This is a genomic window from Viridibacillus soli (assembly GCF_016612995.1).
GTDB classification, from domain to species: Bacteria; Bacillota; Bacilli; order Bacillales_A; family Planococcaceae; genus Viridibacillus; species Viridibacillus soli.
Window position 1 is genome coordinate 49,298 of sequence record NZ_JAEOAH010000009.1, and the last position, 25,018, is coordinate 74,315.

At 35.7% G+C, this 25,018-nt stretch carries 25 protein-coding genes, 5 pseudogenes and 1 riboswitch; of the genes and pseudogenes, 24 read left to right on the top strand and 6 right to left on the bottom strand.

The annotated features are described in order from the left end of the window. Nucleotides 1-74: 74 nt before the first annotated feature. Nucleotides 75-1,580 (bottom strand): succinate CoA transferase, encoded by a 1,506-nt coding sequence (locus JFL43_RS09570; RefSeq protein WP_200748869.1) that lies wholly within the window; start codon nucleotides 1,578-1,580, stop codon nucleotides 75-77. A gap of 298 nt (nucleotides 1,581-1,878) precedes the next feature. Between JFL43_RS09570 and JFL43_RS09575 the strand changes: the two genes are divergently transcribed. Then, a complete protein-coding gene (locus tag JFL43_RS09575) occupies nucleotides 1,879-2,799 on the top strand; it encodes a hypothetical protein (protein ID WP_200748870.1) in 921 nt (306 codons plus the stop codon). A 154-nt stretch (nucleotides 2,800-2,953) separates the two neighbouring features. Here the strand turns inward: JFL43_RS09575 and JFL43_RS09580 are convergent, their stop codons facing one another. Both JFL43_RS09580 and JFL43_RS23485 read right to left on the bottom strand, forming a co-directional pair. Further along, on the bottom strand, nucleotides 2,954-3,073 hold the full coding sequence (locus JFL43_RS09580; RefSeq protein WP_100796949.1) for a YjcZ family sporulation protein: 120 nt from the start codon (nucleotides 3,071-3,073) through the stop codon (nucleotides 2,954-2,956). A gap of 293 nt (nucleotides 3,074-3,366) precedes the next feature. Then, nucleotides 3,367-3,450 (bottom strand): annotated as a pseudogene (locus JFL43_RS23485) (IS3 family transposase); the annotation flags it as partial. A 270-nt stretch (nucleotides 3,451-3,720) separates the two neighbouring features. Between JFL43_RS23485 and JFL43_RS09590 the strand changes: the two are divergent. The 17 genes and pseudogenes from JFL43_RS09590 (at nucleotide 3,721) to JFL43_RS09660 (ending at nucleotide 16,724) form a co-directional block, all read left to right on the top strand. Then, a complete protein-coding gene (locus JFL43_RS09590; protein ID WP_100796950.1) occupies nucleotides 3,721-4,158 on the top strand; it encodes a BrxA/BrxB family bacilliredoxin in 438 nt (145 codons plus the stop codon). Beyond that, nucleotides 4,146-4,937, top strand: a complete 792-nt coding sequence (locus tag JFL43_RS09595) for a class I SAM-dependent methyltransferase (protein WP_200748871.1) — start codon at nucleotides 4,146-4,148, stop codon at nucleotides 4,935-4,937. Before JFL43_RS09590 ends, JFL43_RS09595 begins: the two co-directional genes overlap by 13 nt. 254 nt (nucleotides 4,938-5,191) lie before the next feature. After that, complete coding sequence (locus tag JFL43_RS09600; RefSeq protein WP_200748872.1) at nucleotides 5,192-6,460, top strand: helix-turn-helix domain-containing protein; 1,269 nt, start codon at nucleotides 5,192-5,194, stop codon at nucleotides 6,458-6,460. 1 nt (nucleotide 6,461) lies between these two features. Then, nucleotides 6,462-6,590: a hypothetical protein gene (locus tag JFL43_RS23035; RefSeq protein ID WP_267907775.1), complete on the top strand. Its 129-nt coding sequence runs from the start codon at nucleotides 6,462-6,464 to the stop codon at nucleotides 6,588-6,590. Nucleotides 6,591-6,664: 74 nt separating this feature from the next. Continuing rightward, a complete protein-coding gene (locus tag JFL43_RS09605) occupies nucleotides 6,665-7,453 on the top strand; it encodes a PhzF family phenazine biosynthesis protein (protein WP_200748873.1) in 789 nt (262 codons plus the stop codon). 871 nt (nucleotides 7,454-8,324) lie between these two features. Then, complete coding sequence (locus JFL43_RS09610; protein ID WP_200748874.1) at nucleotides 8,325-8,927, top strand: YpjP family protein; 603 nt, start codon at nucleotides 8,325-8,327, stop codon at nucleotides 8,925-8,927. Between the two features lie 939 nt (nucleotides 8,928-9,866). Next, nucleotides 9,867-10,176: pseudogene (thyA, locus tag JFL43_RS22475) on the top strand (thymidylate synthase); the annotation flags it as partial. A 568-nt stretch (nucleotides 10,177-10,744) separates the two neighbouring features. Then, nucleotides 10,745-11,722: a thymidylate synthase gene (locus JFL43_RS09620; RefSeq protein ID WP_200748896.1), complete on the top strand. Its 978-nt coding sequence runs from the start codon at nucleotides 10,745-10,747 to the stop codon at nucleotides 11,720-11,722. Nucleotides 11,723-11,908: 186 nt separating this feature from the next. Further along, nucleotides 11,909-12,192, top strand: a pseudogene (locus tag JFL43_RS22480) (IS3 family transposase); the annotation flags it as partial. 58 nt (nucleotides 12,193-12,250) lie between these two features. Then, nucleotides 12,251-12,430 carry a hypothetical protein gene (locus JFL43_RS09630; RefSeq protein WP_200748876.1) on the top strand — a complete coding sequence of 60 codons (180 nt, stop codon included), beginning with the start codon at nucleotides 12,251-12,253 and terminating at the stop codon, nucleotides 12,428-12,430. Beyond that, a pseudogene (locus JFL43_RS23640) lies at nucleotides 12,417-12,548 on the top strand (IS256 family transposase); the annotation flags it as partial. The gene JFL43_RS09630 and the pseudogene JFL43_RS23640, both read left to right, overlap by 14 nt. 658 nt (nucleotides 12,549-13,206) lie before the next feature. Continuing rightward, nucleotides 13,207-13,410, top strand: a complete 204-nt coding sequence (locus JFL43_RS23180) for an ATP-binding cassette domain-containing protein (protein WP_200748877.1) — start codon at nucleotides 13,207-13,209, stop codon at nucleotides 13,408-13,410. Between the two features lie 611 nt (nucleotides 13,411-14,021). Further along, entirely contained in the window at nucleotides 14,022-14,150 is a 129-nt protein-coding gene (locus tag JFL43_RS23040) for a hypothetical protein (protein WP_267907776.1), read from the top strand. A 22-nt stretch (nucleotides 14,151-14,172) separates the two neighbouring features. After that, nucleotides 14,173-14,931 carry an MBL fold metallo-hydrolase gene (locus tag JFL43_RS09645; RefSeq protein WP_200748878.1) on the top strand — a complete coding sequence of 253 codons (759 nt, stop codon included), beginning with the start codon at nucleotides 14,173-14,175 and terminating at the stop codon, nucleotides 14,929-14,931. A 399-nt stretch (nucleotides 14,932-15,330) separates the two neighbouring features. Beyond that, the gene (locus JFL43_RS22490) at nucleotides 15,331-15,486 is read left to right on the top strand and encodes a hypothetical protein (protein WP_234447702.1); all 156 of its coding nucleotides are present in this window, start codon (nucleotides 15,331-15,333) and stop codon (nucleotides 15,484-15,486) included. 530 nt (nucleotides 15,487-16,016) lie between these two features. After that, nucleotides 16,017-16,235 (top strand): annotated as a pseudogene (locus JFL43_RS22495) (thymidylate synthase); the annotation flags it as partial. Nucleotides 16,236-16,247: 12 nt separating this feature from the next. After that, a complete protein-coding gene (locus JFL43_RS09660; RefSeq protein WP_200748879.1) occupies nucleotides 16,248-16,724 on the top strand; it encodes a dihydrofolate reductase in 477 nt (158 codons plus the stop codon). Between the two features lie 112 nt (nucleotides 16,725-16,836). Here the strand turns inward: JFL43_RS09660 and trhA are convergent, their stop codons facing one another. Then, nucleotides 16,837-17,472 (bottom strand): PAQR family membrane homeostasis protein TrhA, encoded by a 636-nt coding sequence (gene trhA / locus JFL43_RS09665; protein ID WP_200748880.1) that lies wholly within the window; start codon nucleotides 17,470-17,472, stop codon nucleotides 16,837-16,839. 192 nt (nucleotides 17,473-17,664) lie between these two features. Here trhA and JFL43_RS09670 point away from each other — a divergent pair, with 192 nt between their 5' ends. The 5 genes from JFL43_RS09670 to msrB all read left to right on the top strand — a co-directional run bounded on the left by JFL43_RS09670 (nucleotide 17,665) and on the right by msrB (nucleotide 20,895). After that, the gene (locus JFL43_RS09670; protein WP_200748881.1) at nucleotides 17,665-18,504 is read left to right on the top strand and encodes a DegV family protein; all 840 of its coding nucleotides are present in this window, start codon (nucleotides 17,665-17,667) and stop codon (nucleotides 18,502-18,504) included. A 75-nt stretch (nucleotides 18,505-18,579) separates the two neighbouring features. After that, on the top strand, nucleotides 18,580-19,353 hold the full coding sequence (locus JFL43_RS09675; protein ID WP_200748882.1) for a GDSL-type esterase/lipase family protein: 774 nt from the start codon (nucleotides 18,580-18,582) through the stop codon (nucleotides 19,351-19,353). Between the two features lie 7 nt (nucleotides 19,354-19,360). Further along, nucleotides 19,361-19,933: a YpmS family protein gene (locus JFL43_RS09680; protein ID WP_100796961.1), complete on the top strand. Its 573-nt coding sequence runs from the start codon at nucleotides 19,361-19,363 to the stop codon at nucleotides 19,931-19,933. Nucleotides 19,934-19,948: 15 nt separating this feature from the next. Beyond that, a complete protein-coding gene (msrA, locus tag JFL43_RS09685) occupies nucleotides 19,949-20,470 on the top strand; it encodes a peptide-methionine (S)-S-oxide reductase MsrA (protein ID WP_100796962.1) in 522 nt (173 codons plus the stop codon). Next, nucleotides 20,470-20,895 (top strand): peptide-methionine (R)-S-oxide reductase MsrB, encoded by a 426-nt coding sequence (gene msrB, locus JFL43_RS09690; protein WP_200748883.1) that lies wholly within the window; start codon nucleotides 20,470-20,472, stop codon nucleotides 20,893-20,895. The genes msrA and msrB overlap by 1 nt, the downstream gene beginning before the upstream one ends. Before the next feature lie 360 nt (nucleotides 20,896-21,255). On the opposite strand, the gene metC is transcribed toward msrB, so the two are convergent. Together metC and JFL43_RS09700 are read right to left on the bottom strand one after the other, a co-directional pair. Further along, nucleotides 21,256-22,434 (bottom strand): cystathionine beta-lyase, encoded by a 1,179-nt coding sequence (metC, locus tag JFL43_RS09695; RefSeq protein ID WP_200748899.1) that lies wholly within the window; start codon nucleotides 22,432-22,434, stop codon nucleotides 21,256-21,258. Next, the gene (locus JFL43_RS09700; RefSeq protein WP_200748900.1) at nucleotides 22,430-23,560 is read right to left on the bottom strand and encodes a methionine biosynthesis PLP-dependent protein; all 1,131 of its coding nucleotides are present in this window, start codon (nucleotides 23,558-23,560) and stop codon (nucleotides 22,430-22,432) included. The genes metC and JFL43_RS09700 overlap by 5 nt, the downstream gene beginning before the upstream one ends. 71 nt (nucleotides 23,561-23,631) lie before the next feature. Further along, a riboswitch (SAM riboswitch) is annotated at nucleotides 23,632-23,735 on the bottom strand. 174 nt (nucleotides 23,736-23,909) lie between these two features. On the opposite strand from JFL43_RS09700, the gene JFL43_RS09705 reads away from it, so the two are divergent. After that, on the top strand, nucleotides 23,910-24,839 hold the full coding sequence (locus JFL43_RS09705; RefSeq protein WP_200748884.1) for a tetratricopeptide repeat protein: 930 nt from the start codon (nucleotides 23,910-23,912) through the stop codon (nucleotides 24,837-24,839). Nucleotides 24,840-25,018: the final 179 nt, after the last annotated feature.

Genomic DNA, 25,018 nt, shown 5'->3' on the forward strand with positions numbered 1-25,018 from the left:
GTTATTTCTTGTAAAGATAAAGAGCATCTTTCCTGGTGTAGGAGAGATGCTCTTTTTAAAATTGTGGTTAGCTATTACTCTATCATTGTCCCATTTTTAGCAAAATTGACGTACCAAGAAAATGCTTTTTCTAAATTATGTGGAGTATGGTGGCCTCCCGTTTTTTCTACAGCCTCATTGTAATAAGCCCATAGTTGTTCTTTGAAATCTGGATGGACACAGTTTTCAATAATTAAAGGCACTCGTTCTTTTGGCGCTAACCCACGTAAGTCAGCAACTCCCTGCTCAGTAATCAGGACTTCCACATCATGCTCTGTATGATCTACATGAGAGACCATTGGTACAATGGAGGAGATTGCGCCACTTTTCGCGTATGATTTCGTAACGAAGATCCCTAAACGTGCATTTCGAGCGAAGTCACCAGAACCCCCAATACCGTTCATCATACGAGTACCCGAGACATGTGTTGAGTTCACGTTACCGTAGATATCAGCTTCAAGAGCCGCATTTACAGAGATTAAGCCTAAACGGCGAATCACTTCGGGATGATTCGTAATTTCTTGTGGACGTAGACATAATTTGTCTGCGTATTTATCAAGATTATTAAACACCTCTTTGCCCAATTCCTCGGACAATGTAATAGAAGTACAAGAAGCAAAAGTAACTTTCCCTGCATCGATTAAATGGAAGACCGCATCTTGTAGTACTTCAGAGTATATTTGTAAATCTTCAAACTCAGAATCTAAGAAACCTTGTAACACAGCGTTCGCTACCGAACCAACACCAGATTGTATCGGAGCAAGCTTTGATGTTAATCTGCCTGCTTTAATTTCATCGCGTAAAAAATCAAGTAAATGATTAGCCATAACTGCTGTTTCTTCATCGGGCGGAACGATTAAAGAAGGAGCATCAGCATTTTCTGAGATAACGACCGCCTTGATTTTTTCAGGATCTATTTTAATTCCCATTTCGCCAATTCGATCGGCTGCACTCGTTATTGGAATGGGGTTACGATCACCTTGTTCAGCCGGAATATATATATCATGAATACCAATAAGAGATTCTGAGTGAGAAATATTCAGTTCGACAATAATATTCTCCGCATATTCAGCTAGAATAGGAGAGTTACCAACAGAATTAGTAGGTATTAAGTAACCGTCCGATGTAATTGCACAAGCCTCAATGATGGCATATTTAATAGGACCATAAATGTTTTGACGCACGGATTCTGCAACATGAGATAAATGACCGTCTACATATAGAACTTCACCTTTATTGATAAGGTTTCGTAACGCTGGTTCACCTTGATATGGACCGCGTTTACGAATGACACCTGCTTCTGCTAAATAATGATCTACTTCTGGCCCAAGAGAAGCACCAGTATAAACATCAATTTGGAATTTCTCGTTTTGCGCACGCTCTACAAGTGCCATAGGAACAACCTTTGCGTCACCAGCACGAGTAAATCCACTCATACCTACTACATCACCATCAGAAATGAGTGCAGCTGCTTCTTGTGCAGAAACTACTTTGTCCGTTAACTCTTTTAAACCTAAACGTTTTTCGACAGTCAACTTCATATAAACTCCTCCTAAATGCATCTTTATCTATCAATATTTATAACAAGGTTGATTCTCAAAATCACCTATATGATTCATATATTCGAAACATGCGGAAAATATGACTAAAATTTTAAAAATATATTTTGATTGTAATCTAGTAGGGAAAGTGCATCTGTAAGAGTAGTGTTAACGTAATGAGGACGTTACCTTCATCACTAAAGGGACATTCTTTGTCCAACGTTATTTCTCTAATTCATGTAATAGAGGATTTTTTTACCGATATAATACATATATTTATTTAATAGGAGTGTTTTGGGTGAAGATTGATATTACATATACAGGTGCGCTAAATAACAGAGCGAAAGAAATGAGAGAGGCACAAGAGGCTCCGTTGAATTCTTTTGAGGGGAAAACTATTGAAGTGATGAAAGATGGAAAAGCTGCTCAATTAACGTTTACAAATGAATTCATTCAATTCAAAAATGATACAGAAGAGTTTTTCTCAAAGGATATTAATGTGCAAAATGCTGATCCAAATGATATTTTTTCGTATAAGCCTAAAGATCAGTGGCTTGTGTTTAGTCAGTATTTAAATGGTCAAGATTATTTTGATGGTCTTAGTTCTGAAGAAGTGAATAAGATGGAGTCTATTTTGAAACAAATCACTGATGGACTTGATAGTTTAACTCAAACAGGAATTGACTTTTTTGGTGGTGTCAATACACAATTAGATTCATATGAAGCACAGGTAGAATTAGTGTCTTCTACACAAGCTTTACATTATTTTAGTGACAAATTTTTATCGGGTGAAACGAAAATAGGATTTGATCAGCTAATTGAACAATATTCGTCCCACAACACAAATAAAATAGAAAATTACCAATCCATTGAGGAGAAGTTTTATGCAGCGCGTGCTAAGGTACAATCTACGAATGCGACATTAACAGCAAATCAAGCACAGCAATTGTCAATAACAAATAAGTTAGGGAAGACAAAGTACTCTAGTGAAGATTTAGAAAAATTACTTAAATCATATACAGAATTATTCCAAAGTCTTGAGAATGCAGAAGAAATAACTACCATTTTGGACAAAGTGAAATCACAACTTCTTCAATTTGTAACAATAGGTATTTCCGAAAAGGACGCTGACTATAATCGCGCCAATCAATTTGTAAGTGATCGAGTTCAAGATACAATAGACCGAATCAACGGTTATTGGGGAATGCTATTAAAGTAATCAATACAGGAGACCAGTACATTTAGTTCTAAACCGGTTAAAAACAAGTACCTATTTGATTCATTAAATACAGAAAGAAAAAAGACAGGTTGTAAAAACCTGTCTCATATGGCGGTATTTTGTTTTATGCACAAAGATCAACATTGTAGTTACCTCAGCAGCCGCCGTAGCCACCGTAGTTTAAGAAACTTGCACCAATAATGATTAATAGAATAAATAGAACAATAAGTAAAGCGAATCCTGATCCGTTACCTGTTTCGTAACCATTACCCATTTTGTACACCTCCTATTTATGAGATAGTTTATTCTATGTCATTAATGAATGTATGTCTGAGTCATTTGTTTAGTTTTAAGAAAATTATTCTAAAATCACTGGAGGTAAAGTAAAGGGTTAGTTAGTTTTCAAGTCAGTTATTAAGTGGATCATTAAAATTTTAAAAAAGTGCAGGGGCATACCTGATAAAAATTAATTGAACCAGTTCTTTGAAGGCCGACAGCAAAGAATAATAATGTGTAATAAAGAAGGTGCGATAATGACCGGACTGTCAACACTAAACTGGACAACTTTTATGAGGGGTTTAGGTTGAATTCCGCCGGACTAAAATATCCTAATGTTTCGTGAATTCGGATGTTGTTGAACCAGATTACATAATCATCAAGTCCAAGTGAAGGCGGGTAAAGTGCACTCCATTATTAAATATTCTAGCATCTTAGATTTTTTAAAATAACACCAAATAAGTGGAGAGTTAAAAAAATTCTTTAGAACAAATAATAAGTAATGTGATTTTTTGGGAAAATAATTACATGAAAATCACATTTAAAGTGAAAAAAGATGAAATTTAACGAAATTAACTTTAATATAGATAGTGGGAAACCTTATAGATAAAGGGTTATCGAAAGTTTAAGAAAGAGGTTGAAAACATGAATGCATACGAGGAGTATATGTTAGGAATTGTAAAGCCAATGCGTGAGGAGCTTATGAATGTGGGGTTTAAAGAGCTATTAACTCCTGATGAAGTAGCGGATCACGTACAAGAATCGAAAGGAACTACACTTGTTGTCATTAACTCTGTTTGTGGTTGTGCTGCAGGTTTGGCTCGTCCTGCAGTTGCGGCGGCTCTTGCAGCGACTGGCAATAAACCAGATCATTTAGTGACTGTGTTTGCTGGACAAGATAAGGAAGCGACTGCTCAAATGCGTGGTTATTTTGAGGAAGTATTACCAAGTTCACCTTCGATTGCTCTTTTAAAAGACGGTCAATTAGCTTACTTTATTCCACGTGAACAAATTGAAGGATTTGCAATGGAGCAGGTCCGTGATCATTTAGCAGGCGTTTTAGATCAAGTATGCACGAAATAACAACAATAGTTACAACTGCAGCAAGACCGGATGCGTTGTCTAAGAAACTTGCCGAACAAGCATGTGACGCTTTAAATGTACATTTTGTTGAGCGGAAAAAGCGCGGGGTTGCAAAAATGGCAGCATTTCATAATGCGAACGTTATTGTCGCAGGAAAAAATCGTTATGAATATTATAAATTAGGGGCAGATGCTCCTTTCTTTTTCCATCCTAGCTCTGCAGCGTTTCGTTTGAAGCGTGCAGCAAGAGGGGAAATAGATACGTTTTTAGCTGCATGCCAGTTGAACGAGGGAGATACCTTTCTAGATTGTACATTAGGCATGGCGACAGATAGTATGATGGCGGCCTTTGCTGTCGGTGAATCGGGTAAAGTCATTGGCTGTGAGGGCAATGCCAATGTTGCTTTCATTGTAAGTGAGGGGATGAAGCGCTATGATATTACGAATTTACCGCTTCTTTCTTGTATGGAACAGATTGAGGTCGTGCATTCAGTGGCGCTCGATTATTTGAAACTACAGCCAGACAATAGTTTTGATGTGGTGTATATGGATCCCATGTTCGAAGAAACAATTGAGGAGTCGACTAACTTTCAACCGCTCCGACAAGCGGGACTCCATGAAGGCTTGTCTGATGAATGGATGGAACAAGCAAAACGCGTTGCAAAAAAGCGGATCGTTTTAAAAGCGCATTTCAAATCCGATTTATTTGAGCGCTATGGCTTTATCCATGATGTTCGTCTATCATCGAAATTCCACTATGGAGTATTAGAACTAACATAAAATAAAGCTGATGTTCACCGATTTTTTCGGTGAATATCAGCTTTTTTATTCATTTTGAATTCTAAAAACTACCTATATATCATGATTTAATTCAAGAGAATTTTTAATTGTTATATACTAAATTCCTATTAAATACTAAAATGGAATTAGGGAACAGCACTAAAATACTCTCTTTTGGTATATATTACGTCTTATTTCAAAAAACAATAATTCCTATGAAATGACTAAATCATTGTGAAGTGGGGGAGAAAGATTTGAAACTAGGCAATAGAATTAAAAGAATTAGACTTTTAAAAGGTTTAAAGCAGGCGGATATTTGTCACGGAATCATCTCGCCAACCCATTATAGCAATATTGAGAATTGCAGATATACCCCTTCTATTGATACACTCAAGTTACTTGCTAGTAGACTTGATGTGCCGGAAACATATTTTCAAAATGTTTATGAGGACACAAGTGAAATGCAAGATCTCTTATCTACACTGGAATTTAAAATTGAAAAGGAGCGTGTTGAAGAGGTCCAGGAATATTTGGACTCACATCAAAATCAATTACAATACATACCTTCCATCCGACAAGAATATTACTTTTTGTTACTTAAGTTTTTGGCGCTGGTGAAGATTGAGCGGGATGATCAAGCGATTAAATTATATGAAAATGAGATTGCAATGGTAGAGATAGATGAATCACAATTATTTGTATCAACAAGACATCAATATCTATATGTTACCGCAGTTTATCATTACTATGTTGGAGATTATAAGATAAGTGGAGAAGCGTTTAAAAGAATATTATTGATGAATGAAGATCCTTTATTTAAAGCGAAAATATCATTTAATATTGCAACAACTCACTATTATTTATGTCAATTTGAACGTGCATCTAAATATGCAATTGAAGCAAAGGACATATATTTGATGCTACATGAATGGGAGAAAGTTGGAGATTGTTATAACTTGATTGCATTATTGTGTAGAGAAATGAATGAGTTTGATGAAGCGGAAAAATATATTCAAAAAGGTTTTACTATTATTTTCAATGAATCTCATTATTTAAAGGCAATACTACATCATAACTATGCTTTAATTCTATTAGATAAAAAACATTATGAAGAAGCTTTTGAACAGATAGAGTATGCAATTGAATTCAAAAAGAATGTAAGTCATGCAGATATGTTTGTATCCTTAAATCTTAGGTTAGAATTATTACTAAAAATGGAAAGTCTAAGTTCAATTAAAAATGAAATGGCTATAGTAAAATCAAATATACGTACAAAAAATAATGAAGGCAATTATTCTTTGGTAGCTTCTTTAATTGAATTTAAATTAGAGCACTTCAAACAATATGAAGAGCTAATCACTACAAGTATTGAGATATTTAAAGAACATATTGATTTGAAACAAATGAAAATAGCAACGGAGCATTATGCAAATTATTTAGCAATGAATAAAAAATATAAAAAAGCATTTGAAATGCAGGTTCTCTGCACCAAATGTTTAAAAAAGTATAAGGGAGAGATTTAATATGAAAAAACTATCGTTTAAAATTATGGGACTATTATCATTTGCATTGTTTTTAGGTGCAATGATGTCTACTTATGCACAAGGAGAGACAGCTCGTTTGCACTTCATCACATTATTAAACAGTTTCTAATTTGAAAATCCGCCTTATTGTTTAGGCAGTAGGGCGGGAATTTCTATATTTATTTGAAGGAAGTGAGCACGGCAATGGTCAATGTATATATGTTTGAAGTGCAAAAAAATGGCCATAAAAGTAAGCCGACTGTTGGAGTTGTCTTTGAAGGGAATGCACTTACAGATTCAGAAATGCAAGAAGTGGCAATGAAAACAGGACTTGCTCAAACTATTTTTATCATTAAGTCGAAAATAGCCGACATGAAGCTCCGATACTTTACACCGATGGAAGAAGTTAAAGCAAGTATAGATAGTACAATGGCAATTGTTCATGCTTTAGAAAAGTCTCCAATGTCCGAAAATAAAGAAGCCATTTCGGTTGAGACTAATGTTGGAATATTTCCTTTGCAGCTATATAAGCAAGTAAAAAAAGCGGAGAAATCAAAACAAGTAGCTTCACATTCATTCAATGAATGTAAAAAAGCACCTTACCTGAATGGTGCAAGTCACGATTCAGTTTTACATGCATTGAATGGCTGTGCAGTAGAAGGCGTAAAAGAGCCATTACTTCCGATCCCGATGTGTAATGACAAAGCTCAGCCTATTGTGAATAAATCTATCTTTTATTTAAATTTGAAGGAGCAGGAAGTTGCTTCTAGCCTATTTGCATCATCATTTTTTCTTATAGCGGCTAATAATATTAATCGTTACAATAATGAGATGTTCAATGAAAAGCTTAATATTAAAGCGGTATGTCGACTAAAAAGAGAAAATATCTCAATTGTCCGCATCATAATGAATGCCCCCCACATTGCTAGTCCTATTGAAATAGAAGGAATGACATTTTATTTAGGACAGCGTTTTATACCTATATCAATATAAAAAACACGAGTGCTTATTTTTGCACTCGTGTTTTTTGTTATAAATTCATTTGAAAATGAAAAACCGCCTTGCTCATTAAGAGCAAGACGGCTTCTGAAAATATTAGTCCGTGAAATTAAGAGAAGTTAAGTATGCTAATAAACATAAAAAACCAATACCAATAGCAATTGAAGACATAATTTTTGTCCCTCCTTTATTACAAAAAGCGAACATGTTTATTCATTAATATTGTACAATGAATAAAGTAAAAAATCTATACAATTCCATATACATCAAGCATTTGTGAACAAATATGCACAAATACCCTCCTTTTTATTACAAGAGGAAACATATCAACCGCCTTGCTTGTTTATAATAGACGATCTAGAAGGAGTTTCACTTGGGATATTAAATATTTTTGTTATAAACACTAATAGTTCTTGTTCTAATTGGCTTTTCCCAAGAAATGTAGAAGAAATTGTTATAATAAATTTTTTAGAGTTCCTTTTTTATAACCAACTGCTATTTTTAATCTCCATTAACTTACTGCTCTGAAATACTTTAATGAATACATCTTGGAGTGCAACCTTATTATCTTAAGCATTTCTAAAAATATTATAACTGTGAATATAGATTTTCTGAGGGGAATCCGGAAATAACTTTTCAATTTCATTCTTTGCGGATTATTCCATTTATTCATATACTGAAACCTTATTAACTACTAAAAAACCAAAATGAAGATAATTTGAATAGTTTGTATGTTCTTAATAGTATCTTTATTAAAGTATTTTTTGTACAATTAAACTATGAAAGATGCAACTTTTACTTGTGAGATTCGTATATATAATACAGACATTGAAGATTTCAAAATGTTCGAAGGTAGGTGATGATTATGCAAAAATGGATTCAAAAGTTCCTTGTTGCATCCGTAGCTGTAATTACATTAGGTGTGATTACACCTAGTCATGCGATTTGGGAAGGTATATTAGATCATAATTCAAATGCGAAAGCACAATTTTCAGACAATCCAACTAGCCAACAAACGAAATACATAGAAACACAGTATGAAACGGTTATATCAACAGAAGATGAAACTTCTTTTGAGGATTATGCCTTTGCAGCTGCAAAAGAACAAGCCTATTTAAAATTTGGTTCACGTGTAGGCCCACAAATTAGTAGTGAGTTTGATGATGTTATTTTCCCTAAAATACAGGAAGCTATTGAAATGACAGTACAACGCCTTGATGACGAAACTACAAAATCATTAGGAATTACTGAAAATCCAAGTGGTAACTATGCGGAGAAAATTTTCCACGTATTCAACACAGCATCAGGACAAGATCTTATTCGCTTCCATGTGCGCACAGAAAATCGGCCGTTTGAAGGTTATTACTACAATTTCCACTACCACACATACGAAGACAACTTCACAGCACACAACAACTTAGGCGAAATTTACTGGTCAAAAAATACACCACCTAAATGGTTAAGTTAACTGCTTGAACGGACCGTTAAGACTCGAGAAGGTGTAGATAACCTCGAGAGTCTGGCCGCTAAAGTTGGATATGCCCGTAAAACGCTGACGACACCAGTTTAGCTAGATTCCCCTACACAAAAAAAGTGTAGGGGAGTCTTTTTTTGTGTGAAAATGTACTGAATGTGCATGGAATCTTGTGATTTGAGCATAGCAAATCTTCTTAAATGATATTGAGTGTAAAACCCAAAAATTAAATATGAATTTTAAAGAACCCTGGAATAATATCGGGAGTCTGAGAGCTAAGCCGCTTAAAGTACAATCTTTTATGATTGATCGCTCAACTATTATGACTCGAGCCTGAGCTTCTATGACTGGCGGCACAACTGTTATTACTCAAACCCAAGCTTCTATGACTGAGCCTATTCTAACTCCAAAGTAGGTTTTTTATCGGAATAAATGAGCCTATTAATTTCTCCTATTTAAAAAAATGTCCTTTATGAGTGTGAAATTTAATTATTGAAAAATGGCTACTTCCATAAAGTAAGGTAGCCTAAGTTTGCGGTGTCCTGCCGCAACGTGTGCATTACTGCCTCTAGCACAGGGGATTTGAAGTTGTATACTCATTTAATTCCTATTTAGCACAACTCTCCGACATCTAAAAAGTGCAGGGGAGCCTTTATTATTTGGGGAAATGATCTAATATGAGCGTAAAATCACGTTAAATGCAACTAAAACTCCAGATGCAAAGCTTACTATGCCTCACAACATGAAATATCTGAATATTACCCAGGAAATATTCAGATATTTCATGCTGGTTTTAATTTATTATTTCCACAGTCACTTGAACTATTTCCCCCTCGTTTTCAATTATTTTAGGTGACATATATGGTAAAGTTAATACTATATTTAAATTTCTAGGAGGCAACTTCGTGGAGCAATATTTACAATATTGCCAGCAGTGTGTTTGGTTATCAAATGCGCTTTGACTTACAAAAAGGATTTCCTTTGTTAACTACAAAAAGAACGGCATTCCGCCTAATTGCAACTGAATTACTTTGGTTTTTAAAGGGCGATACATGTACGTACATTAATAGAGCAAAATAATCATATTTGGGATGAATGGGCTTTTGAAAAATGAGTAAACAGTGAACAATATAATGGGCCAGACATGAAGAATTTTGGTCTACGTGTTAATCAGGACTCTGAATTTAAAATTCAGTATGACGAGCAAGTGGCCATTTTCCATGAGTTAGAAGATCCGACATTTAACTTTGCAAAAGAAGAGTTGTAAATCAATCAGGAGTAGTAATTGAACACTTTAAAAATGAGTTATGATCCAATGAATTGAATTACGCAAAAGATTGCAGAAGCCATAAGGGAAAATCCAAAATACAAATGGATTGAAAAACATGACCGATTACAAAGTCATTCGGAATATTCGGTATTAGATAATGAAAATCAATATAAGCTATGAAAAACTAACTATGCAGTAAGAAAAGTATTTTCTGATATCGAGAAAGAATTAACAGTTAATAAAACTACTGGACTGCAATTAATTGTACGTGATGTAAGCTGGACTGCAATTGCAAGGAAGCCCAATGTGATAGAATAAAACATTATATTATGTTAACATGGGTAGGAAAACGCGTGAGGAGCTTTTAAATAAAATTACAACGTTCTTAATAAAGGATTTGAAATACCAATATTCCTTAGATGAACTTAACAAATGAACATTGTTACGCTGAAAGATGATGAAATACTTGTTCTAAAAAAAGATTGGGTATATCCATTTTAAATTGTTGTATAATAGTAGAGCAAGGAGAGTGATGAAAGGGATGACACATCCAGAAATAGCCTATTTGAATTTATTGCAACATATAATAGATAATGGTGTAAAAAGAGAAGATCGCACTGGTACAGGTACTCTAAGCGTATTTGGTTATCAAATGCGTTTTGACCTAAGTAAAGGATTTCCATTACTAACGACTAAGCGTGTACCTTTTAGATTGGTTGCAAGTGAATTACTATGGTTTATTAAAGGTGATACAAATATTCGATATCTTTTACAGAATAACAATCACATTTGGGATGAGTGGGCATTTAAGAAATGGGTTGAATCTGATGAATATAAAGGACCGGATATGACTAATTTTGGTCTTCGCTGTATAGCTGACGAGAATTTTAATGAACTTTATCAAGCGGAGCTAAAATCTTTCTGCCAACGTGTATTAGAAGATGATGACTTTGCTCGAAAATACGGGGAACTTGGAAATGTATATGGAAAGCAATGGAGAAATTGGACTGCTTCTAATGGTGAAAATATTGACCAACTTCAAGATGCGATTGAACAAATCAAAAATAATCCTGATTCTCGTCGTATCATTGTAAATGCATGGAACCCAGAAGATGTAATTGAGGCAGGTGGAAAAAAGAGTAAGGCTGCTTTACCGCCTTGTCATGTTATGTTCCAGTTTTACGTTGCTGATGGGAAATTGAGCTGTCAGTTAATGCAAAGAAGTCTAGACACGCTACTTGGTTGCCCGTTCAATATTGCCAGTTATGCATTGTTAACGCATCTAATTGCACATGAGTGCGGTCTAGAGGTAGGAGAATTCATTCATAGTATTGGTGATGCTCATATCTATTCTAATCATATAGAACAAGTAAAAGAGCAACTTTCTCGTGAACCTAGAGAATTGCCTACGCTAAAAATTAATTCTGACAAGAAGTCGCTATTTGACATTGAACTAGAAGATTTAACAATTGAAGGTTATAACCCCCATCCGGCTATTAAGGCTCCGATTGCAGTATAAAAAAATTAAAAAAGCAATGCAACTAAGGATTACTTTGTAGGACCGACGCCAAAACTATAGACAAATAATAAAAGCATCTTTGATTAAATCGGGTAAATTTACCTGAATTTAATTAGGAGGTGCTTTTTCTATGGCAACAAGAGTGAGTTATCCAATTGAAAATTAAAGATTGAGATGCGATTATGAATTAATATACGCCATAAAACATAAGTGGAAACGTGGATGCGTTGGTATAAAAACGGAGAAATACATCGGTTTGAACAACCTGTAGGTAAACAATATTCCTTTGGTAAAGGTCCTGAATATGAGAATGAACAAACAAAATTAAAAGTGGAAAATCGTTATTTAAAGCAACAGAATGAGGTCCTAAAAAAGTACGCAGAGTTGGAGAATTAGCTGTACAGTTAGTGGAGGTAATGAAAGAAATGATGCGTGTGAAGGATACATGTGCACACTTAGAGATTTTCAGAAATACAAGAGATCGAATAACCTTATTCAAAACTCAATTCGTTAGAAGCGAAACTTCAAATGTATTCGAGGTGCCGTCAAAAGAACGATGAAGGTGATGAGTATCAGTTTGCGAACAAACATTTTACATCAGAACGTCGCATTACGTATCTACATGATATTTATTATGAGCAGATGAGTGCACTCTCCCGTTGTTACGACGAGATAGAAGATGAAACACGCACCAACAAACTTAATTAAATCTTTCAATAAACAGATTAAGAAATAGCAATCGAAAAGAGCAATTCCCCCGAAAAATCTGTAGAACGCTTAGTATAATCAGCGCTTCGCTACACGATGTCATCTAGGTTTCGATAAAACTCATGAATGTTCAAAACAAAAAAATAAAAGAACATCTACAAGAAAAGGAAACGCTCATTTACACAATAATATTGACGGTCCTATACATAGAGCTCTAACTTATTGTAGGGATGAACAACATCCATATTATGAGGTATGAAGCATTCGAAAAATATAGATGGTAAGTACGATGTACTAATTCGTATTATTAAAATAATTTAATTTTAAATAGACAAATTATGGTTATTGTGTAAAAATAATAATGTAATGTAATTGATTTTAAAATCAAATGAAGGTGATTATTGATAACAAATTAAAATAAAATACATGAAGCATTTTAAAAACTGGAAAATTGGTTGTGGAATTCAGAAGAAAATTCAAGAGAAATAGATCTGGCCTAGTCACTCGTATTTTTAAAATAATTTAATTTTTATATAGCCAAATTATGGTTTATGTGTAAAAATAATACTGTAATTGATTTTAAAATCAAATGGAGGTGATTATTGATGACAAATTAAAATAAAATATATGAAGCATTAGAGGTTTTTATATTGAAAAGTGAATCTAGCTTCGGTTTCAAAAGAAAAGTTGAATCAAATATTATACTTACAACAAAAAGCGGTATTGATAATCATTTTAATCTAAAATCATTTTAAAATGAAAGGAGCGTAAAAAATATGAAAGAAATACTATTAAGTGCTAGAAACTTATGTAAAGAATATATATCAGATGGAAATAAAAATAAGGTACTGGAGAATTTAAACATTGATGTATATAAAGGCGACTTTACAGTAATAATGGGAAGTTCTGGTTCAGGGAAATCAACACTTTTGTACTGTCTTATAAATAAGCCACGTACCTGCAACATGGACGTATGTTAATTCACTGACAACAACTGCTAATTATTGTTTTTGTTGAAAATGGCGTTGCACTTCATTTTTGATGGGGGTATTCCATAGTTGTTACGACCGGATTTGAAGATAATTTCAATTGTATCAGTTAGTCCTTGTTCACATGTCTTGTTTGTTCGTTTTCACGTAAATCAGGTTGATAATAGTACGTACTTCGGAGGCTCTCTAGGGCGTCGCACATTGCTGATCCCATTTTTTGAATCACATCTATTTTCGTCACTTGATCAGCGTGGTTTGCTTTAAAATGTCATTTTCCCTCATTAAACGTTGGTTTTCTTTGCATAGTTTAAATAATTCATTTTCTGCATCTATTCTACTTTCTTTGGCTAAAAACGAATCTGAGTTTCGATGCTTTTTCGTCCAATTATCTAGAATAGATGGTGATAAACCATATTCGCGGACAATTTCTACGCGAGTTTTCCATTTTTGTACAGTTGAACCATTTGAAGTTCGATGTTGACGTGGTATAGTAGTACTCTTTTGAGTTATTAAAGTTAATTCTACTAGTCCTTAATTTATCTGTCCAACTTAATATATATTATTCAGAATATTAAAATTTTTATTAAAAAGAGGGAAGTACTATGTATGTGGGTGAATTACAAAAAGAGATAGAGTTTGAAGTGTTAGAAGGATTTAAAGCGAAGGTATATCTAAGCGAATTTAAACCTGATGTATCAGAGTTCGTGTCTAAAATATATTATGAACATTAGGTTTAAATACGGGAGGTATTAGATGAAAATTAATTTTTATCATGTAGGTGTTGCAACATGCTTATTAGAGATAGATGGGAAGATAAAAATTGCAACTGATCCAGCTTTATCTCCTAAAGGAACGATCTTAAAATTCAAGTCATTTGAAACTGAGCGGCTTCAAGACCCTAAATATGACAATGATATTTTTCAGAATGTAGATTTATGGTTAATTACGCATCTTCATGAAGATCATTTAGATCTTCTGGGAAAAGATGTAATTGCAGATTCGGCTTTAGTATTAACAAATTCAGATGCTTTATCATTCTTGGAAGGGAAGAATGTAGTACCATTAAAATGGACAGAAGAATATGTAACAAAATTTGAAAACTATACTATAAAAATTACAACTATTCCTGCTTATCATGGTAATAATTTCATTACAAGGAAAATAGTTGGAAAAGTGAATGGATACATACTAGAGATCTTTGATGGAAATGACAAAACAACAATCTATCTCACTTCAGATACAGTCTATCATAAAGATGTTATCAATAGTATTTCAAAGGAATTGGATATAATAATTGCTAATTTAGGGGAAGTTAGCGCTGATAAATTTGGTGGTCCTCTAACAATGTCTATTGAAATGTTAAATCAATTTGTTAAAGAGCTAAAACCTACTAAGGTAATTCCTGTTCATATTGATGATTTTTCACATTATATGACTACAGAAGACAATGTTTTAAAGGCAGGCTTCTCTATATTAGAAAAAGGAAAATGGATAGAAATATCAGATAATTAATTTTGAAGAGTTGAGGCGGTCTTGCTTTTTAGTAAGGTCGCTTTTTTGTGTGCCGGGCATGTCCGTCAACTAGGTGATGAAAGTTCACTGTGGGCGTTGGGATATGCGAACCACTAGCCAAGAGCAAGGGTGTCCGCGGCGACGCGGAATCTGAAGGAAGCTGGCGACAAAACCTTGGTCCGAGGTACACGAATCACATTCGAGGTTGTTCTGTTTGGACGAGATTGCAAAACAAATCGAAATCCTAAATATCCACGGGAATCAGAGCAATAAATGTGGCGGATAGATGAGGCGAAAGTGGGCGGACTTACCCCGGGAGATTATGGTTTTCGCCCAAATAAAAGCGCCCATCAAGCAATTGCACAAGCGCAATCTTAAATGGATGAGGGCTACAAATTCGTGGTAGACATGGATCTAGAGAAATTCTTTGACCGTGTTCAACACGATAAACTGATGTCTCTAGTTGCAGGATATATTAAAGATAAGCCAACGTTAAAGTTAATCCGTAAATTTCTAAACGCAGGTTTAATAATCCAATCATTGATAGAGCCCTAAATAATAAATACTGGGAGAAAAAAATCTAACAAGTTTCTCCCAGGTCATTTTAAAACCATAAAACTTTTGAACCGCCGTATACGGAACCGTACGTACGGTGGTGTGAGAGGTCGGGAGTTAATCACTCCCCCTACTCGATTGTTTAAATACGTGATTGTAAATAAACCAGTTTTGATGCTTTTTAATCCAATTATTTAGAGTAGATTTTAATCAATCATTATTGCTTCTACCTTTTGAAACTCCTCAATATCTATCTTATCCTCCTCTTTAGAGCAATGAATAACTGATGGATAAATCCCTTAACCTTCTATTTGATATTATTTTCAATATATAATTCAGTTCTATCTCATTTATATATTCAACTCCTACTCAAAGAATCGTACTACTATGCCACGTCAACGTCTAACCTTTACAACCAAATTCAAACTTCAAATGGTTCAACTGTAGGAAAATGGAAAAATCGTGCAGACACTGTCCACGAATATGGTTTATCGTCATCTACTAATGAGTTTCAACAATATGTTATACTAAGCTTAGAAGTGGGTGACTTTGTCCATACTTTAGGTGATGCACATCTTTATAGTAATCATTTTGATCAAGTGGATGAGCAGCTTTCTCGCACACCGCGTGCATTGCCGCAGCTTGTTATTAAAACAGAAAAAGAATCCATATTTGATTATGAAATAGAAGATTTAGTGATGGATGGCTACGATCCATATCCACGAATTAAAGCGCCAATTGCGGTGTAAGGAGGTTTTTAAATGATTTCATTTATTGTTGCTCATAGTGAAGAAAATGTGATGGGCTTAAACAACGCAATGCCATGGCATTTACCAGGAGACTTAGCCTATTTCAAACGCATGACGATGGGGAAACCGATGATTATGGGCCGTAAAACGTTCGAATCTATTGGAAAGCCTTTACCAGGACGTACAAATATCGTCATTACACGTGATGAGCAATATAAGCATGAAGGTATTGTCATCGTGCATTCTTTAGAAGAGGCATTAGCCCAGGCTAAAAAAGAATCTGAGGAAATCATGGTTATTGGCGGAGAACAAATTTTCCGTATGGCTTTGCCAATGGCGGACCGTCTATATGTTACGAAAATTGAAAAACAATACGAAGGGGATACATTTTTCCCGGCTTATGGTGATGAGTGGAAAATCGTTTCACAGTCTGAAGTGATTGAAACTGAGGACGGCGTGAAGTTTTCGTATTTAGTGTACGAGCATTAATAAGCAAATTTAAAGGTTGCCACTGTCAAATGAAAGACAGTAGGCAACCTTTTCGCATGAATACTTTTGGATTACTTAGAATACAAACTTACAATGAGAGTAAGAAGTTCAATTACACATAAAATAGTACACAGAAGAACATCATAGCACTGCCAGCGATGACAAATAAATGCCAGATCGCATGATTGTACGGTATTTTACGGCATGCATAGAAGAAAGCACCTATCGTATATAAAATACCTCCACTTAATAGTAAAGAAAAACCTGCGCCTGTAATATGTGTATATAGTGGTTTGATAGCGATAATAATAAGCCAACCCATTAAAATATAGAAGATAACAGATACAAATTCGAAACGGTGGATAAAGAAGCATTTGAATAGTATACCAAGTAATGCAAGAGCCCAAATGACTCCAAATAGTGCCCAACCTAATGCCCCTTTTAAGGCAATTAAGAGAAATGGTGTATATGTACCTGCAATTAAAATGTAGATTGATGAGTGGTCTAGTATGGCAAAGAATCGCTTATTCTTTTCAGGCATGCTGTGAAGTAAAGTCGAAGCTAGGAAAAGGATTAGCATTGACGCGCCAAAAACAATGAAGCTAACGACATATAGTGTAGAGCCTCTATCCATTGCCTTCATTATTAGTAAAACGAGCGCTGGAATACAGAGTAGGAAAGCAACGCCGTGCGTAATAGCATTCCATATTTCTTCCTTAGTGTTTTTATAATCAAATGCTTCTTGCATATGAATAGCCTCCTTGTTGAGGTAAGTATTTTTTGTATAATTCTATTATGCGGCTACTTTTCAGGCATTTGAACTGACAAATGTCACGTGTATCGCGTGACAAAAGCTAGTAAAATAGAATAAATAGCTAACGGTTTACAATGACCTTGCTTAATTTTATAATAAGAACAATGAAACAAAGGATGTGTCAATGTGAGACGAATTCATATCGTAACGGATTCAACTGCGGATTTAACAAAAGAAGAAATAAAAAAAAACGGAATACATATCGTGCCTCTTTCCATTCAAATTGAAGGAGAAACGTATATTGATGGTGTGGATATTCAACCTATCGAATTTTTAGAGAAAATGAGCAAAGCAAAGGATCTACCAAAAAGTTCACAACCAGCTGCGGGTGTATTTAAAGAATTATTTGATGAATTAGGAAAAGATGGCGATGAAATTATTACCATTTTAATGACAGGTGGAATGAGTGGTACTGTAAAATCTGCTGAAGCTGCTGCAAGTATGACAGATTCAAAAGTGACAGTTATTGACTCACGCTTTATATCAGCCGCATTAAGTTTTCAGGTATTGGAAGCTTGTCGATTAGTAGAACAAGGTAAAACAGTTGAAGAAATCGTTGCAAGACTAACGACTATTCGTGATAATACGAATTTATTTGTTGTTGTAGATACATTAGAAAATTTAATTAAAGGCGGCCGTATCGGCAAGGGTACTGGAATGATTGGTTCATTATTGAATATTAAACCAATCGCTTCACTTGAGGGGGGCGCATACAACCCTGTAGCCAAAGTGCGTAGCCATAAACAGGTAGTCAAATATTTGGTCAACCAATTTAAAGAAGATACACAAGGTAAAACGATAAAAGGCATAGGCATCGCACATGCTAACGGGCTAACAATGGGAGATCCTCTTAACGAGAAATTAGGAGAATTAGGATGCTCTAATATAAGATTTTCATATACTTCACCAATTATTAGCACGCATACAGGGCCAGGTGCTATTGGTTTCATGTATTACACAGATTAAAATTATGAGCAGGGGATGATATCATTCCCTGCTTTCTTTCATTAGACGTGCTTGATCGAAAGGAAGAATAAGAACGTGAAAAAAATAATCATTCTGATGCTCGCACTTTTTTTAATGGGTGCTTGCAGCAAAGACATTAAAACAACACCCGTAACACAAGAAGTCGTTCCAAAAGATATCGTTTATGTGGCTTTAGGAGATTCCTTATCAGAAGGCGTTGGTGATGAATTAAATTATCAAGGCTATGTTGGTAGATTATCTGATCAAATGGAAACGTGGAAAGGCGTTAACTACGTCGAAGTTCAAAATACAGCTAAAAAAGGTCGCCGTAGTGATCAGCTCGTAGCACAACTCGAGAGTGGTGAAATTGATAAAGCCTTAAAAAAAGCAGATTTTATCACTATGACTATGGGTGGTAATGATTTGATGAAAATTGTTAGACGTGACATTATGGATTTAAACAAGGGTGCATTTGATGAGGAACGTCTCGAATTTCAAGAGCGCTATGGAAAAATTATGGAACTAATTCGTGAACGTAATAAGTCAGCACCAATTATAATAATTAGTGTTTACAATCCTCTGTCCATCTTTACACAGGAAAAATCGGACTTAAATACGATAATGTATGAATGGAATACTGATATTCAAGATTTCGCACTTGCAGATAAAAACGCTTGTTTTGTTAATGTAGAGGATTTATTCGATACGAACGAGAATATGATTTATCATACGGACTTTTTCCATCCGAATGCAAAAGGCTATGATGAAATGACTGGGCGCATTGTTGAGTCAATTAAGGCATGTGGTTTGAAAAAATTAACAAATGGGGAAATGGATTTCAAGGAGTGATGTGGCGATGAACAAATGGAAAGTAGCTTTTTTCTTTTTAGCAGCACTAATATTATCAGCAATTATTGGATTGTTTGTCGTCATTACGAAACAGGCACCAGAAACGCCAATACCTGAAACAACGGCGATGCCTGAAGGCAGTAAATTAACAGTTCAAACAACACCTGCGGATTTTGAAGCTATTGCGAACAAATACATTCAAGACGCAATGAAAACGAAATCGATACCCGTCCATATGTACGTTAATGAAGACGTTTCGTTAGTAAGTGAGCTCAGTGTATTTGGGATGGAGTTACCAATTACGATGAAATTTGATCCAACAATTGATGAAGATGGCAATCTCCTATTAAAACAAACAAATGTAGAAGTCGGGATGTTGAATATCCCACCAAGTACTGCATTAAAACTATTAAATGATTCAGTTGACTTACCTGCATGGATGGTTATTCGCCCAAACCAAGAGGAAGTATATATGGGTTTAACAGAAATAGCAGTTCTTTCAGGCTCACGTATGCAAGCAAAAGAATTCAATTTAAAAGAAGGTAAGATTATACTTGAAGTGACAGTACCACTTAAATAATAGGAGGAGAAACTCATGGCAATCGCAACTTTTGCAGGTGGATGCTTTTGGTGTATGGTGAAACCATTTGATCAACAAGAAGGTATCGAGTCTGTCATCTCAGGTTACACTGGAGGACATACAGACAACCCGACCTATGAAGAAGTTTGCTCTGAAACGACCGGGCATTTTGAAGCTGTACAAATCACTTTTAACCCAGTAATTTATCCATACGAAAAATTACTCGCTCTCTACTGGACATTAATCGATCCAACAGATGCAGGAGGACAATTTTACGACCGCGGTCAATCCTATATGACAGCTATTTTCTATCATGATGAAGAACAGCAACAATTAGCTGAAGCTTCAAAAAAAGCACTGCAAGAATCAGGGAAATTTAAGGCACCCATTGCGGTACAAATCTTACCAGCAAAAACGTTCTACTCAGCGGAAACTTACCATCAACACTATTACAAAAAGAATCCAGCACACTATGAGCGCTATTCTGTCGGCTCAGGCCGTACTACATTCCAACAACAGCATTGGGGGAATAAATAATGAACAAAGAAGAAAAGCTTAAAACATTAACACCAATGCAATACCATGTCACACAAGAGCATGGTACTGAACCACCATTTCAAAACGAATTTGACAATCACTTTGAAGAAGGCCTATACGTGGATATCGTATCAGGCGAACCGTTATTCAATTCAAAAGACAAATTCAACGCAGGTTGCGGCTGGCCAAGCTTCACAAAGCCAGTTGAAGGGGCAAGTATTCAAGAAAACTTCGACACAAGTTTTGGTATGCGCCGTACAGAAGTCCGCAGCAAAGAAGCTGATTCGCATTTAGGACATGTCTTCTCAGACGGTCCACAGCCAACGGGACTACGCTATTGCATTAACTCAGCCTCTTTGAAATTTGTGCCAAAGGACAAATTACAAGAAGAAGGCTATGGAGAATATTTAAAGTACTTTGAATGAATAAGTAAAGCTGACAATCCGTAATTTTACGGGCTGTCAGCTTTTTTGATGATGCGTTTTATGGTATTTGATTGCAACAGCTAGTTTTGTTCATAGCTTGAAGAAGGGAATTGTTTAATAATAAGAACATTTGATAGTTATCTAATTTATTAACTGGTGAAAAAAAGGACCTGAACTAACGATTCTGAACTACGCCGCCTTGTTCAAATGGAGTTTTGTACTAGCCATTGAAATGTAGAGGGAACAAATTGACTCATGTGGTTCCTTAATTTCATGCAATAACTGAATTATTCAACCACTCAATAACCGAAAAGAATAGACAAAAACCGCTCCTCCAAAAATCGGGAGCGGTTCAATCAATCATTTATTCCCAACAACCGTAAGTTCCTTCGCTGCAGCAAAGGCTTGCTCGAAGTCGGCGAGTAGGTCATCTACATGCTCTAGTCCAACGGAAAATCGTAAAAGGCCGTCTGTGATGCCGCGTTTTTCGCGTTCTTCTTTTGGAATCGCAGCATGGCTCATTGTGGCAGGATAGGAGAGAATGGATTCTACGCCACCTAAGCTCACTGCAAAAATCGGGATTTGTATATGTTCTACAAATGCTTTTGTAATTTCTCGATTTGGTAGTTTAAATGACAATACAGCTCCAGCACTTGTTGCTTGTTTTGCATGGATAGCATGACCTGGATGTGATTTCAAGCCTGGGAAATGTACTTCCTCTACAAGCTCATGTCCATCTAAGTAAGCGGCAATTTTTTTAGCTGATGCAGTAGATTGTGTTAAACGAGCATGTAATGTTTTAATGCCTTGAATTAATATGAAGGAATCTTGCGCGCCTAAAATGGCACCAAATGAGTTTTGCGCAAAGTAAATTTGATCTCCAAGCTCCTCATTTTTTGTCACCGCAAGCCCTGCAATAATATCGCTATGACCACCTAAAAACTTCGTTGCACTATGTAATACAACATCTACACCAAGATCCAATGGACGTTGGTATAAAGGTGTCATAAACGTGTTATCTAAAAATGTCAAAGCACCATGTGCCTTCGCGAGGGCTACAACGCCTTCAATATCCGTAATGCCTAGAAGGGGATTAGCGGGTGTTTCTACATATAAAACCTTCGTATTTGGACGAATAGCAGCTTCAACTGCTGTCAAATCTGTGAAATCAGCAAATGTATGCTCAACACCAAACTTCGTCAACATCTGTGTCACAAAGCGAAAAGTACCGCCATATACTTCAGATGTGATGACGATATGATCGCCCGCTTTTAAAATCATAAAGGCAGAGGCAATAGCTGCAATGCCTGATGAGAAGGCAAAGCCACGCGTGCCACCCTCAAGTTCAGCAATTGTTTTCTCAAGTGCAGCACGGGTAGGATTGCCTGAGCGACTATAATCATAAGGGCCAAATGAATCGAAATGCTCCTGGTCAAAAGTAGATGATAAATAAATCGGTACGTTAACAGCGCCTGTTTTTTGCTCGTAATCACCGCGAGTAGAAGCTGTGATTAAACTTGTTTCGATTTTTTCATTAATTGAACTCATGTGTGGTCACTCCTTGTTTTAAAGTATTGAATACTTGTTGTAAATCGGCGACTAAATCTTCTGCTTCTTCAATACCAACTGAGAAGCGCAATAGGGAGTCATCCACTCCACGTGCTAAACGTTCTGCTTCTGGAATATCAGCATGTGTTTGAGTAGTAGGATAAGTGATAAAGCTTTCTACACCGCCTAAACTTTCTGCGAAGACGATTAATTTCAAATTTTCTAAAAATTTACCGACCCATTCGCCTTTTTGTAAACGGAAAGAAATCATTCCACCTTTGCCTGCATACAGAACATCTTTTACAAGAGGCTCTTGTTCTAGGTAAGCAGCAATTTGCTTGGCATTTTCCGTATGTTGTTTCATACGAAGATGTAGTGTCTTTAGACCTCGTAGCAGTAACCATGAGTCGATCGGAGCAAGTGTTGCACCTGTTGCATTATGATTTGTGAATAATTTTTCGCTTAACTCGGTACCTTTACTAACGACAAGTCCTGCTAATACGTCATTATGTCCACCGATATATTTCGTCGCACTATGGAGAACGATATCTGCACCTTGCTCGATTGGGCGTTGGTAATAAGGTGTTAAGAACGTATTATCAACGATTAACAGTACATCATGCTTTTTCGCAAGCGCTGCATAAAGCACAATATCAAATTCCTGTATTAATGGGTTAGTTGGTGTTTCAATGAAAATAGCACGTGTTTTTTCATTAATGAAAGACTCAACCTCTTCAGCTGAAGAGAATTTCGCATAATGGGATTTGATCGCATATTGCTCATGGTATTGGTCGAGCAAACGGTAAGTCCCACCGTAAATATCCTCAGGTAAAATAAGTTCATCACCTGATTTGAATAGGGATAGCACTAATTGAATAGCAGCCATCCCGCTACTACAGGCAAAGCCAGCATCACCAGATTCTAAGTTCGCAATGCCTTCCTCTAAAATAGAGCGTGTCGGATTTTTTGTTCGTGTATAATCGTATCCAGTCGATTGGCCAAGTCCCGCATGCTTATAGGCTGTCGAAAGGTAGATCGGTGTGTTTATCGCACCTGTTTTAGGATCAGTGTTATTGCCGAGTTGAACTAGTCGCGTTTCAATGCTGTTGTTTGTCATCATGTCATCATCCTTTTTAAAAAAATAAAAGACCCTCTAAGGAAGAGGGCCTTCAAAATATGAAGTCAATCTCCTTATCTACAAGACTACGTCTACTGGAATTAGCACCGTGCCCCATATAGGGTGGTTGCTGAGATATCTACGGGCCAAGTCCCTCCATCTCTCTTGATAAGAAAGTATATTCAATTGTTTGAAATTTTGTAATAATGGAATTTTACCATGTTAACAAGAAGATATCAAACGTTTTATGAAAAAAATATAAATTGTAAAGTTTAGAATATTTTAAGAGGTGGTACATTTTTTATATGAATATGCTATTATTTGCATAGTTGAATTGGAAGGTGACAAGATGAATTTAAATAATATAGCGGTTAATCAGCTATTACCAGAGTTTAAATTTGACGAAGCTAAAAAAATGTTAGAGCAAGCCGTAAAGGAAAATAGAGATATACAGTCACTTCATAACTTAGCATGGTTTTATATAACAGACACTGAAGAATATTGTGAAACGTTGCCTCTTCTTGCTGAAGTGATCGTAAAGCGGCCAAAGCATTATTTTCCCTATGCATTACTTGGTGAAATTTATTTGCGGATGGGAAAATACTTTAAAGCCATTAGCGTTTTAGAATATGCACTAAGTATGCAAGACTCGGAAGTAGTCCATGCTAATTTAGCAGCAGCGCATTTTAATATGGGCAACTTTGAAAAGGCAGCAGAACATTATAAAAAAGCTGCAACTGATGGTGATTTTTTAAAATATGCGGAAATGGTCTCATACTTACAATTTGACGATTATGAGTCGGTACTTACCGCGCTGAAAAAAGTCAATTCAGATGGTGACAATTTTATGGGAGAAGTAAACGTTGCAGAACTTTATGTGCAAATTAATTACTTTGATGAAGCAATTCCTTTATTTGAAAAAGGATGGAAAGAAATTGTTAGATCGATTGATTGGATAGAACATTATGTTTATGCTCTCATTCAATTAGGGAGAGTAGAAGAAGCCTCTGATATCATCGACCAGATGACAAAGGAAACGGCTGATGAATTTGTAGCAAATAGTGTAAGAGCATTGGATGAAGAGTGGACAGAGGAAAATCTTGCCGAATCCATTATGGACTCGCAACATACGAAAGACAAGTATAATACACTGATTGGACGACTTTTGAAGGGCTACCGTCCAAAACTCTTTTTCGAGCCATACTATGTTTCGAAATGCTATTTATACGGTTGCAAAGAACATGGCAATAAGCCGTATGATGAATATTTAGATAAGTAAATGGCCCATAGACAATGTAATGTCTTCGGCCATTTTTATTATTTCAGGCGTATTGATTAACCAATTTTAGCTATTACTATTAAAGTGGGAGGTTGATATCCGATACGGGATCGCTTTCCGCGGGCAAGCGGGAGTCTAGCACCCTGCGCTACAATCAACTAAAAAATGTAGTAACATAC